The following is a 15,068-nucleotide window of genomic DNA, read 5'->3' on the forward strand; positions in this document are numbered from 1 at the left end:
TTTTTGGGGGGATTATACCCTAATGACCAGAAAGTTTTTATGGTTTTTTTGACAGCGTGCAACGCACCAAAATCTATCCACCTGAAAGATAATCAGGAAAGAGAAAAATTATTTTAAATCGTCGCACTGCGACATTATTCAGTCACAGGTATTTGTACCGTATGAACCATGGTGCTGGTAAAAGCCGAACGCCCCCGTGGGGTGTCCATTTTTGCAAGCTGTTTCAGAACATCACACCAGAATTCGGTGCGGTTGACCTGACCATCGCCTGACAGCCGAGCAGAAATAATCTCGGTTGCGCGCGCGCAGCCGTACTTCTTATAAAAATGTTCTGCAACTTCCCTAGATGCTCTGTCACTGGTAGGCATTTTTTATCGCCTTATAAAAACCTGTATTATCATACTCTTAAATGACGTACATTTCATCCATCTAATAAGTAGAATTACCTAGTTCACATCCAAACAAAAAGGCCCGATATACAACCGGACCTTTTAGTCTTGTAGATTTTTAATCGCTTTACTTGGCGTCTTCTTCTTCATGATAGCGCACAATACGTTCCACTTCGCGCTTGGAGCCCAGAATCACAGGTACACGCTGATGGAGTTCTTCCGGTTTCAGCTCCATGATGCGCTTGCGACCTGTTGAGGACATACCGCCTGCCTGTTCAATGATGAAGGACATCGGGTTTGCTTCATACATCAGGCGCAGCTTGCCGCCTTTGTCTTTGATACGTTCATCCATCGGATACATAAAGACACCACCACGACTGATGATCCGGTGCACGTCTGCAACCATGGACGCCACCCAGCGCATGTTGAAATCTCGTTCACGCGGACCTGTGGAGCCTGCCAGACATTCATCAATATAGCGTTTTACAGGTGGTTCCCAATGACGCATATTTGACATATTAATCGCAAACTCTTTTGTGTCTTGCGGAATCGTCAGATTTTCATGAGTCAGGAAGAATTCACCCACGTTACGGTCCATCGTAAAGCCGTTTACGCCATTCCCTGTTGTCAGTACCAACATGGTCGATGGGCCATAAACCGTATAGCCTGCACAAACCTGTTCGGTCCCTGGCTGCAGGAAATCTTCCGCCGTTGGCTGGTCGATCCCGTCCGGGCAGCGCAGAATAGAGAAAATAGAGCCCACAGACACGTTCACGTCAATATTGGAAGACCCATCCAGTGGATCAAACAACAGAAGGTAGCGACCGCTATATTCCGCCGGAACCGTGACGATATCGTCTTCTTCTTCAGATGCCATCCCTGCCAGATGGCCACCGATGGTGTTACAGAATTTAAAAAGTTCGTTAGATTGCACATCCAGTTTCTTCTGGACTTCGCCCTGAACATTTTCCGTTCCATGCGTGCCCAAAGCGCCTGCCAGTTCTCCATGATCAACCAGATCAGAAATGGTCTTACAGGCGGTCATCACATCGGCCAGCAATAAGGTTAAAACCCCTTCACCCTGACGACGTCGTTGCTCTTCAATAAGAAAGTGTGTCAGCGTTTTGCGATAACCGGACATGGTTGTGCTCCCCAAATAAACGTGCGTTGGGTGGTCGATAGCAAAATGCCACAGCTTTAGCAACGACAAACAAGGCAAAAAGCCAGAAACCTTGCATGTTTTCGCATCTACGGCAGACCTAACACATTGAAATGTCCCAAGTTGAAATTTTGGGTAATATTATTACTTTTTATTCCCTTGACCTTTAGTATCATCTACCCCACCTTAAGCATATTCCAAGGGGTGCCCGGTTAATAAAGGGCTGAGATATTGGGCCTCACCAATGAACCCTTTGAACCTGATCCGGGTTGAACCGGCGTAGGGATGGACATGATTTCCCCCAAAGCCCCCTAATCCGGATCTCCTGTTTTATATGTTAGGAGATCCTAAACGATGACAAAACTTGATGTAACCACCGGCTCACTTCCCGGTTCTGAGAAAGTTTTCTTTGGCTCAGAAACCCATGACGAAGTGACCGTGGCTATGCGCTGCATCCACCTTGAAGGCGGTGAACGCCCGGTGGTTGCTTATGACACATCCGGTCCATACTCTGACCCGAACGCGTCCATTGACATTTATAAAGGTCTGGCGCCGCTGCGCCGTGAATGGATTCTGGCACGTGGCGATGTGGAAGAATATGAAGGCCGTGAAGTCAAACCAGAAGACAATGGCCTGAAAGGCGATGACGAACAGCCGGGCGTTGAAGCTTTCCCACGTGGTGATCTGAAACCATTGCGTTCCAAAGATGGTGCAGCAGTAACACAACTGGCCTATGCGCGTCGCGGTATTGTGACACCAGAAATGGAATATGTTGCCATTCGTGAAAACGAAGGCCGCAAAGAAGCTTACCTGCGTGATGGCGATCCAATGGGGGCGGAAATCCCGGACGTCTGCACAGGTGAGTTCGTGCGTTCTGAAATCGCGCGTGGCCGTGCCGTTCTGGTTTCCAACGTCAACCACCCAGAACTGGAACCCATGATTATTGGCCGCAACTTCCTGACCAAGATCAACGCCAACATCGGTAACTCTGCTGTGACTTCTTCGGTAGCAGAAGAAGTAGACAAAATGGTCTGGGCGACCCGCTGGGGTGCTGACACCGTTATGGATCTGTCTACAGGGACTGACATCCACAACATCCGTGAATGGATCGTTCGTAACTCCCCTGTTCCGATCGGGACTGTGCCGATCTATCAGGCGCTTGAAAAATGTCGCGGCATTGCTGAAGACCTGACCTGGGAAATCTTTAAAGACACACTGATCGAACAGGCAGAACAAGGCGTTTCTTACTGGACCATCCACGCTGGTCTGCTTCTGGAACACGTACCAATGACCGTAAACCGTGTCACAGGTATTGTTTCTCGTGGTGGGTCCATCATGGCGAAATGGTGTCTGCATTATCACAAGCAGAACTTCCTGTGGGATCACTTCGACGACATCTGTGAAATCGCAAAACAATATGACGTTGCCATTTCATTGGGTGACGGCCTGCGTCCGGGTTCCATTGCAGACGCCAACGACGAAGCACAGTTTGCTGAACTGCGCGCCCTTGGCGTTCTGCAAAAGAAATGTATGGAACATGACGTTCAGTGCTTCATCGAAGGTCCAGGTCACGTGCCCATGCACAAGATCAAGGAAAACATGGAACTACAGCTGGAAGTCTGTGACGAGGCCCCATTCTATACGCTTGGCCCGCTTGTTACAGATATCGCTGCTGGTCATGACCATCTGGCCTCTGCCATCGGTGCGGCCATGATCGGTTGGTACGGCTGTGCCATGCTGTGTTACGTAACACCAAAAGAACACCTTGGCCTGCCAAACCGCGATGACGTAAAAGAAGGCGTGATGGCATATAAAGTTGCAGCCCACGCTGCCGACCTTGCCAAAGGCCACCCAGGTGCACGCCTGCGTGACGACGCTATGTCTAAAGCTCGCTTTGAATTCCGCTGGAAAGATCAGTTCAATCTGGCCCTGGATTCAGAAAAAGCCCTGTCCTTCCACGATGAAACACTGCCAGCTGAAGGCGCGAAGATCGCTCACTTCTGCTCTATGTGCGGTCCAAAATTCTGCTCCATGCGCATCAGCCATGAAGTGAAAGAAGAAGCCGCCAAAGGCATGCTGGAAATGTCGGAAAAATTCAAAGAAGAAGGTGGCGAAATCTATAAAAAGATCGACGCTGCTGAATAAGACTTCTTCAACTGCAAATGATCAAGGGACTGTGGCAACGCAGTCCCTTTTTCTATGTATTTATCGGTATTTGCGCTCTTCTAAATTATTGATATACTTCCAGTTAAGGATCACATGAAAGTATATGAATGCCACGCGCAATTTCATTATTTTTAATTTGTACAATTCTATCTGGGATTTACACCTCTGATGGACGTGCTGACACACATATCAAGGTTGCTGCAATCCAGATACCCTTAATGGTGGAAAGTCCCACCAAGGGCGTTTTTATCGAGCTGCTTCAAGAAATTTCCAAACGCAGCGATATCACATTCGACATCACCGTCTACCCGGGCAAACGGGCACACCGCGCCTTTTTGGGAGATGAAGTCGATATGTTAATCCCGTTTCCCAAGGGCAACCGATCCAAAGTGGGGATTTTGACCACACCAATCTACACCAAACGCGATTTCGTTTTTGTACGCAAAGGCCAGCCCATTCCCAAAACACTGGAACAGTTAAAGGGCATGCGCCTTGGCATCACCGCACATTATAAATACGACCCGTCCCTTTATACGACATCCGGCATTCATCTGGAGACCGCACAAAGTGATATGGATAATGTGCGCAAACTCAAAGCAAAGCGACTCGACGGTTTCCTTGTAGAAGAACAATCCGGCCTTGCCGCCCTTGAAAAAATTACCAATCCAAACATTGAATATGACAGGAACAATCCCATCTTTTCATACGACGTTGTTATCCTCTTAAAGACGAATAAAGAGGGTCAACAACACGCCGAAAAATCAATATCATCTTAAAAGACATCAAAGCCGATGGAACCTATCATCGTATCGTGAGCCAGTCATGAAGAAGAACAAAAACATAAATGCAGCCTGCCTATGTGCTGTCGTCACGCTCATGTGCTTTGCCCTGTGCAGCCCACCTGCCTGGGGTGATGAAGAAAGCTGGATCATGTCGATCCAAAAAGAAGATCTTTCCCCCTTCAAACACCGTAACGGCTATGGTCCCGGTGGCATCAATGTGGATTTGATCGCTGCCATTGCTGATGAAATCGGCGTGGAATTAAGGTTCAGGGATTACCCCATCGATATCGGCCGCCAGAAATTTCAAAAAGGCGAACTCAGCGTAGATTGCTGCCTCAATCCCATCTGGTTTCCCGGACAAGACAATATCCATGTGTTTAGTGACCCGCTTTATAAATTGATTGAGGTCTGGGTCTTCCCCAAAGGCAAAACCTTCCCCATCCCATCGACCAAAGCCTTGAGCGACAAACGCGTTGTGGGCATCAAAGGATTTACCTATCCCAATCAAGATGATTATGGGGTGCGTTTAAATGGAAGCAGCCCGCTGGAAGTTCTTCAGATGCTGGTAGATGGCAAGGCAGATGTGGCTGTACTGGAACGCCACGCGGCATCTTTTTACATCAACCACAATAAATTTATGGTCCAGTTTGGCGACCCTTATTATTCCGTCAATGTGGCCGTGCGCCTGCATAAAAATCTCGCCCATCGCCTGGATGACGTCAATAAAGCGGTGGCAAAGCTGAAAGAAAGCGGCAGCGTTAAAGCCATTATTCAGCGCAACATCCGATAAAAATGAAATAAGGCACATTAAGGCAGAAATCGCTCATATTGCTGCCTAATTTGGGTTGCATATTACCAAACATGGAAAGGATGGTGCGTTGAAGAGCATCCCCCCTCGATAAGCCCAAGTATCGATCGCCCTCATAAGGTATAGTTCAACAAACTAATTGCTCTTCAAGACAACATCCAGACCACCAAAATCGATCATGCTAGAATCCTAATCATCACATCCCCGGACTTGCCCCCCGGGGATGTTTTGATTTAAGGTCGGCGTCATCACTAGGGGAATGATGGAACATGGCAGTATTTGCGGGACAGGACCTGGTTTGCATTCGTGGCGAACGACTGGTTTTTTCAAAACTGAATTTCGAAATTGAAAGTGGCGGGTGCCTCACCCTGATCGGTCATAACGGGGCGGGTAAATCATCACTGCTGCGCATGATGGCCGGACTTTTACGACCTGCTGCAGGCATCATGAGCTGGGACGGACAATCCGTTGATGATGATATGGATGAACACCGCGAACGGCTGCATTACGTCGGCCATCATGACGCCATCAAACCTGTTTTAACCGTCGAAGAAAATCTGCATTTTTGGGCGGGCTTGCGCAGCGATGCCGATGAAGCCAAAGCCAATTTCCGCGAAGCTCTGGACGTTTTTTCCATCGGTCACCTGATCGACGTTCCCGGGCGCTTTCTTTCTGCCGGGCAGAAGCGCCGCGCCAACCTTGCGCGCATCATTGCCTCCAAATCTCCGGTCTGGCTGCTGGATGAACCAACGACCGCCCTTGATAAAGAATCCATCAAAAAGCTGGAAGGAATTATCGAGAAACATCGCGAAAATGGTGGCATTGTTGTGCTCTCCACCCATTCCGACATGAACATCAAAGATCAAAACATTCTGAATGTGGGCACCTTCACCGCCAAGCGCGGTCATGAAAGTGCATCACTTCTGGCGGAGGGTATCTAATGGGACGTTTTCTATCCATCGTAAAACGTGATTTGCGCCTGGCCCTTCGTCAGGGCAGTGACAGCGTCATGGTTGTGATGTTCTTCATCCTGACCGTGGTTCTCTTCCCCTTCGGCATTGGCCCGGAAGGCAATATCCTCGCCCGTGTGGCCTCTGGCGTGATCTTTGTAGCTGCCCTGCTCGCATCCATGCTGTCACTGGAACGTCTGTTTCAAACCGATTATGAAGATGGCTCGCTGGAGCTTCTGACGCTAAGCCCCATGCCGCTGGAACTGATTGTGCTGGGAAAAATCACAGCCCACTGGCTGACCACAGGCCTGCCTTTGATGATCGCGTCGCCCTTACTCGCCATTCTGATGAATATGAGCGGCGAAGGCTTTGGCATGTTGATGCTGGCCCTGCTGCTCGGCACCCCCGCCCTTAGCCTCATTGGCGCTATCGGCGCGGCCCTTGTGCTAGGGTCACGACGTGGTGGTGTCTTGATCTCCCTGCTGGTGCTGCCCCTGTTTGTCCCTGTCCTGATCTTTGGCGTGGGACTGATCGAAGCAGCCATCGGTGGCTTTGCGGTGAAATCTCAAATCCTGATCCTGTCCGGTATTCTCTTTGCCTGTCTTGCCTTCTGTCCTTTTGCAGCGGCTGCCGCAGTCAGGCAGTCTGTCGAATAAACGCTGACTGTCACAAAAGCTTAACACATCTGATCCGTAGGTTCTGCTCAATCCCTGTGATATCCTTACAGGATGATGACATCTTTAAGGGCCTTCGCCTTCCTAATTCTCCTCACCTGTTTTGCCGGATTTCAAAAAGGTGCAGCCGCAGAAGAATGCACCGCTTTTTCCGGCAACGGGGTGAATAACTGGTATCCCTTTTCCTATCGCACCGAAGAGGGACATCTGACGGGCGTGATGGTCGATGGCATGCGCGAGGCTTTAAAGCGGGTCGGGCTTAAATTGACCATTCAGGTCGATCGCCCCTGGAAACGCATCATCTATGATCTGGAAAATGCGCATGTGGATATGGTCTTGGGCGCCTACTGGAACAGTGAACGGGCAGAAAAATTCCATTATTCCGAAGCTATGGGAACGGATGAGCTGCGTATCTTTGTAAAATCCGGAAAAGAATTTACTTTCCATGCCTTTGCCGATCTGATCGGACGTTCCGGCATGCATCTGTTGGGCGGGTCGTTAGGCGATGAGTTCGATACTTTTTCACAAAAACATCTGGATTTACAGGAAGTCCCACAAAGTGATGCCATCATCACCATGTTGCAGAACGATCGCGCGGATTACGGCATCCTCGGCTATGTGGAAGGATTAAAGTTTATCCATACCCAAAAGCTGGAAGGCGAAATTACTGCCCTTCCCAAAGCCATCCTCGCCAACGCCATGCATGTAATGATCAGCAAAGAGGCAACTTGCGCCCACAAACTGGAAGCAGTGAACCAAGCCATCAAAGACATGAAAACAGATGGCACGCTGGATCGGATTTTAAACGATCACCTGAAAAAAATTGCTGATTACGCACAGTAATCAGGCGGCGAATTTCTTTTCCAGATAGGAAATAATCTCTTTCGATTCATAAAGCCATTCAGTCTCTGCCCCATCCTGGTCGATGCGCAGACAGGGGACTTTATGACGTCCGCCTTGTTGGGTCAGTTCTTCTTTATGGGTCATATTTTCCTTTGCATCGCGCAGTTCGATATTCAATCCCTGACGACGCAACTGGCGGCGCACCTTGACGCAGAACGGGCAGGCCTTGAACTGATAAATGCTCATATTCGCGGTGACCTCATCCACTTTGGCCTGCGCATCCTGTTCACGTACCAGAAACTTCGGACGTGTCAGAAAATCCACGATCAGAATAATACGCCCCAAAACCCAGCGAACAAATTTCATCAGTCTGTCTCCGATATGACCCCAATTAACGGGGCGGAGCTTTAGCACATAAATTAGACTCTTTCCAGAGTTTGAGATCCTCACAAAAAAGCCCCCACCAATCGGTGAGGGCTTCGCTGTCTTTATTTGGGTTTCTTAGCGACCAACGATGGCATCGTGAGCAGCCAGGATAGCCATATTGACCATCTCGGAAACCGTGGTGTCACGCGGGACGATCTGAACAGGTTTTTCAAGACCCATCATGATCGGACCAATCACCGTGCCACCGCCCAGTTTCTGCAACAGTTTGGAAGAAATATCCGCAGTATGCAGACCCGGCATGACCAGAACGTTGGCCGGACCGGACAGGCGGCTGAACGGATAATCATTCAGCAAAGCCTGATCCAGGGCTGTATTCACGGTCAGTTCACCGTCAAATTCGAAGTCCACATTGGAATTAGCAAGGATTTCTACCGCCTTGCGCACTTCTTCGGAACGACCACCAGCGCGACCGCTGAAGGATGAATAGGACAGGAAGGCAACGCGCGGTTCATGGCCGAGACGACGTGCCTTTGCCGCCGCAGAAATCGCGATATCCGCCATTTCCTGTGCGTTTGGTGTTTCGTGAATTCGGGTATCGGCCAAAAAGACCGTGTTATGACCGCTGGAAACAACAATGGAAACACCCATCGGGATTTGATCCTTGGATGGATCAAGCACACGTTCCACATCTTCATAAGCTGAATAGAAGCCACGGGTCAGGCCGGTAACCATGCCGTCCGCATCGCCACAGGCAACCATTACAGCCGCAAAGATATTTCGGTTCTGGTTTACCCAGCGCGTGCAATCACGCATCAACGCGCCTTTGCGCTGCAGACGTCTGTATAGATATTCCGCATATTCCTTGGTGCGTGGACCGATCAGGGAGTTGTTGATCTCAATCCCTTGCGCATCCGCCAGACCAAGGTTCTTCATAGTTGCCTGAATTTTATCTTCACGACCGACCAGAATCGGTGTGCCGTAGCCCGCGTTCAGGAAGGCATAAGCCGCACGGATCGCTTTTTCCTCTTCACCTTCGGCAAAGACGATACGACGTGGGTTGCCGCGAACCTTATCGCAAATCACCTGCAGGCTAGAAGCTGTCGGGTCAAGACGGCTGGCCAACTCGTTGCGGTAGTCATCCATATCAATGATCGGGCGACGTGCCACACCGGATGCCATGGCCGCTTCGGCCACCGCAGGCGGAACAGAGAAAATCAGACGCGGATCAAATGGGGCCGGAATAATGTAGTCCGGGCCATAACGCAAACGACGACCGGAATAAGCAGCTGCCACTTCATCCGGCACGTCTTCTTTGGCCAGATCAGCGAGCGCTTGTGCACAGGCCACTTTCATATCTTCGTTGATCGTGCTGGCACGAACGTCTAGTGCGCCACGGAAGATGTATGGGAAACCAAGAACGTTGTTGATCTGGTTTGGATAGTCAGAACGACCTGTTGCGGTAATCGCATCGGGACGAACCGCTTTCACGTCTTCCGGTGTAATTTCCGGATCCGGGTTTGCCATGGCGAAAATGATCGGCTTTGGTGCCATCTTTTCAACCATATCCTGGGTTACTGCACCCTTAACCGACAGACCAAAGAAGGCATCCGCGCCTTCCAAAGCTTCAGCCAGTGTACGCGCATCTGTGTCAGACGCATGTGCTGATTTCCACTGGTTCATGCCTTCTTTGCGACCTTTATAGATCACGCCTTTGGAGTCACACATGATCACATTGTCATGCTTCACACCCATGGCTTTTACAAGCTCACAACAAGCGATAGAAGCAGCACCCGCACCGTTCAAGACCAGTTTAACGTCTTCCATCTTGCGCCCTGTCAGATCACAGGCGTTAATCAGGCCCGCAGCAGAAATAATGGCCGTGCCGTGCTGGTCATCGTGAAAGACCGGGATGTCCATCATTTCGCGCAGGCGGGTTTCAATGGTGAAACATTCGGGGGCCTTGATATCTTCAAGGTTGATACCGCCGAAAGATTTACCCAGATATTTCACACAATTGATGAATTCATCTTCATCTTCGGTATCGACTTCCAGGTCAATACCATCCACATCGGCAAAGCGTTTAAAGAGAACCGCCTTCCCTTCCATCACAGGCTTGGAAGCAAGCGCACCCAGGTTGCCCAGACCAAGTACAGCTGTCCCGTTTGAAATAACCGCAACCACGTTGCCTTTGGCTGTATAGTCATAGGCCAGATTTGGATCGCGCGCGATCTGCTCACATGGTGCCGCCACACCTGGTGAATAGGCTAGGGACAAATCACGCTGTGTTGTCAGCGGTTTTGTCGGGTGAATTTCAAGCTTACCCGGGCGTCCGGATGCATGCATAAGAAGCGCTTCGCGCTCAGTAACCTTAACTGATTGATCGTCCATAATATGTTTTCGTCTCTAGTTTGATTTTGTTGCCGCAAATGGCAGGATTTAACCCTGCTCGTTGGTATGAAGATGGACGTTATCCGCATCGAAAGATTCAAGGATTTTGGTTGCCTTGTCCTGTTTTTCATCACTTTCGCTGCGTACCCACAAGATAATGCTGCCGGCATCAACCGCGCGCGCAAAATCTTCTGTATGCGGTGTCGCTGTCACTTCATCGAGGACTTCTTTTATGGCAACACCACCGACTGTCGCTCCCACAACAGCGCCGATCAATTCCCCAATTGGTCCCCCCGCAAGGAAGATGCCGCCACTGGCGACCATCGGTCCTTCAAAACGGATTTCCCCCACCAATGCCGTCATCACATCCTTGATCGGTTTTGCAGGCTTGCCCGCAGCCTCAATCGATTCATGTGAACTTAAAACACTCAAATCCGTGCGTTCAAAGCCGCCTTCCAGCAGTGCTGCCACACAGACTTCGAATTTCTCACGTGTTTTAAGAATGCCGACGATCTCGGTAAGAGGTGGTTTTGGGTTCATTTATTTTAACCAATATAGTGAATTGTGAACTTATATTGCGCAATATGCACCAATATGGGACATATGGCTAGCCCGAAAAGACTCAAAAAACCAACGTTTTTCCTACAATGGTGCTATGCGCTTCTAACAATGCAGGAATAAGACGGTGGAAACATGTCTCTTACCCATGTTATCACTATTCCACTTTTTTCAATCCCTGCAGCAGTAAATGATTTCATGACCATGCTTGACGTCACCAAAGAACACCTCCCGACCGAGATCACGGACGAGGAAATTGCCAGCCGTATGGCCGAAGGCGCGACCCCAATGATGGCGCAGTTTATGGCGATCAAGGAACGTCATCCGGGCATGTTGCTGTTCTATCGCATGGGTGATTTTTACGAGCTGTTCTTTGACGATGCCATTGCTGCCGCCGAAGCTTTGCAGATCACGCTGACCAAGCGCGGCCATCACAAAGGCGATGACATCCCCATGTGCGGCGTTCCGGTCAAGGCTTATGAAAGTTACCTTCCCAAACTGGTAGACAAAGGCTTCAAGGTTGCGCTGTGTGAACAGATGGAAGACCCGGCAGAGGCCAAAAAACGCGGATCAAAATCGGTGGTGAAACGTGATGTGGTCCGCCTCTTTACCGCAGGGACCATCACCGAAGATACCTTGCTGGATGCGCGCCAGAACAATTTCCTCGCCTGCGTGGCCCAATCACGAAATGACATTGGCGTTGCCTGGCTGGATATTTCAACAGGTGCTTTTTATACACAAGCCTGCGTGCCCGCCATGTTGCCTGCGGTGCTGGCACGTCTGAACCCCGGTGAATTGCTGGTCAGTGACAAGCTGCTGCAGGACCCGGCCCATTTTGAAACCTTTGGTGATTTCAAATCCATCCTGACGCCTCAACCCAACAGCCGTTTTGACAGTTCCAATGCCGCCAAGCGTCTTGAGTCTTTATATAATGTCAAAACGCTGGATGCCTTTGCCAATTTTGAACGTGCCGAGATTATGGCAGCAGGCGCGTTGGTTGACTATGTGGAACTGACGCAAAAAGGCAAATTGCCCCGCCTTGAAACCCCACGCCAGGTCGCGCAAGGCGCAACCATGGAAATTGATGCAGCAACCCGTCGTAATCTGGAACTGACCATTACCCTTAGCGGTCAGCGCAAAGGCAGTCTGCTGGAAGTGATAGACCGCACGGTTTCAGGGGCAGGGGCGCGTCTGCTCTCCACATGGCTGTCTTCACCCCTGACCGATGTTGCAGCCATTGATGAACGGCTGGATGGCGTCCAGTTCTTCACCGAAGATTTGCCTGCACGCGAAGATATCCGCAGCGCGCTTAAAGAATGCCCGGATATGGAACGCGCCCTTTCGCGCATCACATTGGGTCGGGGCGGTCCGCGTGATCTCGCTGCTATCCGCGACGGACTAGCCGCCAGTTTCTCTTTGCGCGAAAAACTGATTTCGCTGACCCCGCCCAAAGTGCTGGAAGATTGCGCAACCGATCTGGGCTCCCACGGGGAACTGGTTGATAATCTGCGCCGTGCATTAGGCATGGAGTTGCCGCTGATGGCACGAGATGGGGATTTCATTGCCCCTGATTATTCGCCCGAACTGGATGAATTACGCACGCTACGCAGTGAAGGCAAGCGCCTGATCTCCAACCTTCAGGCTAAATATGCGGAAGCAGTCGATATCCCCACCTTGAAGGTCAAACATAACAATGTGCTGGGCTATTTCGTCGAAGTGACCGCCAAACAGGCAGAAAAAATGCCCACCGAAGGCGAATTTATCCATCGCCAGACCATGAAGAATGTCATCCGCTATACAACGGTGGAACTGTCCGAGTTGGAAGGCAAGATCAGTTCAGCTGCGGACCGGGGCCTCGCGCTTGAACTGCGCCTGTTTGAGGAACTGATTGATCGGGTGCAAACCAATGCCAATGAGATTGCACTGGCCGCCAATTCTCTCGCCCGCCTCGACGTTCTGGCAGCCCTTGCTGAACTGGCCGTGGAGCGCAACTACAACCGCCCGATCCTGAGCCAGGGTTACGAATTCGATATTCAGGGCGGCCGTCACCCGGTCGTGGAAGCCGCCCTTGAAGCCGCCAACGAATCTGCCTTTGTGGCAAACAATTGTGATCTTTCTGACGAACAACGCCTCTGGCTGATCACCGGTCCCAACATGGCGGGTAAATCGACATTCCTGCGCCAAAATGCCCTGATCACCATCCTGGCACAAATGGGCGGATACGTGCCTGCCAGCAGTGCTCATATTGGCGTGGTGGATCGTTTGTTCTCCCGCGTGGGTGCAGCCGATGATCTGGCGCGCGGACGTTCAACCTTTATGGTGGAAATGGTGGAAGCTGCGGCCATCCTTAACCAATCCACAGATCGATCCCTCGTTATTCTGGATGAGATCGGGCGCGGCACGGCCACTTTTGATGGCCTCTCCATCGCCTGGGCGGTGGTAGAACATCTGCACGAACTCAACAAATGCCGCGCCCTTTTCGCCACCCACTATCACGAACTGACAGCGCTGACCGCCAAACTCGGTCATCTGTCGTGCCATTCCATGAAAGTGAAGGAATGGAAAGGCGAAGTGATTTTCCTCCATGAAGTCGGCGCAGGTGCAGCCGATCGATCCTACGGCATCCATGTGGCCCGCCTGGCCGGCCTGCCCAAAGCCGTCATCAAACGCGCCGAGCAAGTGCTGGAAACCTTGGAAAAAGGCGAACAAAGCAGCGCGGTCACCAAATTAGCCGACGACCTGCCTTTATTTGCGGCTTTGGCAGCTGAGCCAGAAGTGGTTGAAACTGCGAGACCCAACGAAGTAGACCTCGCACTCGACGACATCAACCCCGATGACCTGACCCCACGCGAGGCTCTTGAGGCGCTCTACAAGCTGAAAGATTTGCGCACCAGCGACTAACCCACACACCGCCGGCATGACGATTAACTACGTATCCAATAACTGCTCCACCACCCACGTATAAAAGGGGCGGCAACTGCCTTTCATAATTTCCCGCACACCAATGATATAAATTTCGCCGAGTTGGGGGAGTTGATTGAATTGGCGCAAAGGGACATGGATGAAGGGGCGGCTGGCGTCGATACGGAAGGTGGCGTCATAGTCGTTTAGCCCGACGATCTTTGAGATGACTTCATATTCATTGTAGGTGCATTGGCCGTCGCTGGTGGTGACCAGCTTGCCGTTCATGGAACAGGCGGTGAGGAAGAAGAGTAGAAAGGAAAGAGTGAGGATGGATCGAGTCATACGCTTGTCCATTGCTGATGCACCACCATAAGATAGCACAAAAATTCGTCATGGCGCATTCATTGCGCCATCAGGGTGGATATCACGCTCTGGCCTTAACCCTGATCGCGCAACATATGCGCGATGACGTAGTTTTCTTTTGTCGTCCTCTTCACCGACCATTGGGGTAATGGATCACTGTCAGGACCTTGGCGTCCTGATCGCTCATATTGCGATAACCGTGCGGGCGGTCCCCGGCAAAGCGAATGGTTTGGCCGACTTCCAGGTCATGCCAAAGATCATCGCAGTAAATTTCCAGCGCGCCTTCCATAATGGTGATGAACTCGATCACACCCGGGGCATGGGGTTCGGACATGCGGTTATAGCCGGACTGGATGGTGAGTTCGAGATATTCAAACCCGAGATGATCGTCATAGGGGAACAAGGGCGCGATCAACAGCCCTTCGCCTGCCGGGTGCTGGCGGATGTCATCGGATTCGCGCACGGCTGTTTCACCCAGTTTTTTGGACGGTGGTTCAATAAAGCTGGAGAGCGAGACTTCAAATCCGGTGGCGATTTTCCAGAGCGTTGAAACAGTCGGGCTCGATTCCCCGCGTTCGATTTGGCCCAGCATGGCTTTGCTCACACCCGTTAAATCAGCGGCTTTATCAAGGCTGAGCTTCTTTTCCTTGCGCACCGAACGCAGCATGTCTGCCAGATGATCCTTTGGGTCCTGCAT

14 protein-coding genes and 1 riboswitch are annotated in these 15,068 nt (G+C 50.9%); of the genes, 7 read left to right on the forward strand and 7 right to left on the reverse strand.

Features of this window, described 5'->3' with window-relative positions; translation table 11 throughout:
- Positions 1 to 134 precede the first annotated feature (134 nt).
- Positions 135 to 368, reverse strand: a complete 234-nt coding sequence (locus tag RYZ26_RS00685; protein WP_317681156.1) for a hypothetical protein — start codon at positions 366 to 368, stop codon at positions 135 to 137.
- 148 nt (positions 369 to 516) lie between these two features.
- Positions 517 to 1,530, reverse strand: a complete 1,014-nt coding sequence (locus tag RYZ26_RS00690) for a class 1 fructose-bisphosphatase (protein ID WP_317681157.1) — start codon at positions 1,528 to 1,530, stop codon at positions 517 to 519.
- A 208-nt stretch (positions 1,531 to 1,738) separates the two neighbouring features.
- Positions 1,739 to 1,851, forward strand: a riboswitch (TPP riboswitch).
- A gap of 51 nt (positions 1,852 to 1,902) precedes the next feature.
- Here RYZ26_RS00690 and thiC point away from each other — a divergent pair.
- The 6 genes from thiC to RYZ26_RS00720 all read left to right on the forward strand — a co-directional run bounded on the left by thiC (position 1,903) and on the right by RYZ26_RS00720 (position 7,771).
- Positions 1,903 to 3,693 (forward strand): phosphomethylpyrimidine synthase ThiC, encoded by a 1,791-nt coding sequence (gene thiC, locus RYZ26_RS00695; RefSeq protein WP_317681158.1) that lies wholly within the window; start codon positions 1,903 to 1,905, stop codon positions 3,691 to 3,693.
- Between the two features lie 128 nt (positions 3,694 to 3,821).
- Positions 3,822 to 4,490 carry a substrate-binding periplasmic protein gene (locus RYZ26_RS00700; RefSeq protein WP_317681159.1) on the forward strand — a complete coding sequence of 223 codons (669 nt, stop codon included), beginning with the start codon at positions 3,822 to 3,824 and terminating at the stop codon, positions 4,488 to 4,490.
- Between the two features lie 46 nt (positions 4,491 to 4,536).
- Positions 4,537 to 5,286, forward strand: coding sequence for a substrate-binding periplasmic protein (locus RYZ26_RS00705; RefSeq protein ID WP_317681160.1), 750 nt, complete (start codon positions 4,537 to 4,539; stop codon positions 5,284 to 5,286).
- 287 nt (positions 5,287 to 5,573) lie between these two features.
- Complete coding sequence (gene ccmA / locus RYZ26_RS00710) at positions 5,574 to 6,245, forward strand: heme ABC exporter ATP-binding protein CcmA (protein WP_317681161.1); 672 nt, start codon at positions 5,574 to 5,576, stop codon at positions 6,243 to 6,245.
- Positions 6,245 to 6,910, forward strand: a complete 666-nt coding sequence (gene ccmB / locus RYZ26_RS00715) for a heme exporter protein CcmB (RefSeq protein ID WP_317681162.1) — start codon at positions 6,245 to 6,247, stop codon at positions 6,908 to 6,910. Before ccmA ends, ccmB begins: the two co-directional genes overlap by 1 nt.
- 72 nt (positions 6,911 to 6,982) lie before the next feature.
- Entirely contained in the window at positions 6,983 to 7,771 is a 789-nt protein-coding gene (locus RYZ26_RS00720; RefSeq protein ID WP_317681163.1) for a substrate-binding periplasmic protein, read from the forward strand.
- On the opposite strand, the gene RYZ26_RS00725 is transcribed toward RYZ26_RS00720, so the two are convergent.
- The 3 genes from RYZ26_RS00725 to RYZ26_RS00735 form a co-directional block, all read right to left on the reverse strand.
- Positions 7,772 to 8,137, reverse strand: coding sequence for a glutaredoxin family protein (locus RYZ26_RS00725; protein WP_317681164.1), 366 nt, complete (start codon positions 8,135 to 8,137; stop codon positions 7,772 to 7,774).
- A 135-nt stretch (positions 8,138 to 8,272) separates the two neighbouring features.
- Positions 8,273 to 10,546: an NADP-dependent malic enzyme gene (locus RYZ26_RS00730; RefSeq protein WP_317681165.1), complete on the reverse strand. Its 2,274-nt coding sequence runs from the start codon at positions 10,544 to 10,546 to the stop codon at positions 8,273 to 8,275.
- Positions 10,547 to 10,594: 48 nt separating this feature from the next.
- On the reverse strand, positions 10,595 to 11,086 hold the full coding sequence (locus RYZ26_RS00735) for a hypothetical protein (RefSeq protein WP_317681166.1): 492 nt from the start codon (positions 11,084 to 11,086) through the stop codon (positions 10,595 to 10,597).
- 306 nt (positions 11,087 to 11,392) lie between these two features.
- Here RYZ26_RS00735 and mutS point away from each other — a divergent pair, with 306 nt between their 5' ends.
- Positions 11,393 to 14,005 (forward strand): DNA mismatch repair protein MutS, encoded by a 2,613-nt coding sequence (gene mutS / locus RYZ26_RS00740; protein ID WP_317681312.1) that lies wholly within the window; start codon positions 11,393 to 11,395, stop codon positions 14,003 to 14,005.
- 27 nt (positions 14,006 to 14,032) lie between these two features.
- On the opposite strand, the gene RYZ26_RS00745 is transcribed toward mutS, so the two are convergent.
- Both RYZ26_RS00745 and RYZ26_RS00750 read right to left on the reverse strand, forming a co-directional pair.
- On the reverse strand, positions 14,033 to 14,362 hold the full coding sequence (locus RYZ26_RS00745; protein WP_317681167.1) for a hypothetical protein: 330 nt from the start codon (positions 14,360 to 14,362) through the stop codon (positions 14,033 to 14,035).
- Between the two features lie 139 nt (positions 14,363 to 14,501).
- Positions 14,502 to 15,068: a helix-turn-helix domain-containing protein gene (locus RYZ26_RS00750; RefSeq protein WP_317681168.1), complete on the reverse strand. Its 567-nt coding sequence runs from the start codon at positions 15,066 to 15,068 to the stop codon at positions 14,502 to 14,504.

It is taken from the genome of Terasakiella sediminum (assembly GCF_033100395.1).
GTDB lineage: Bacteria > Pseudomonadota > Alphaproteobacteria > Rhodospirillales > Terasakiellaceae > Terasakiella.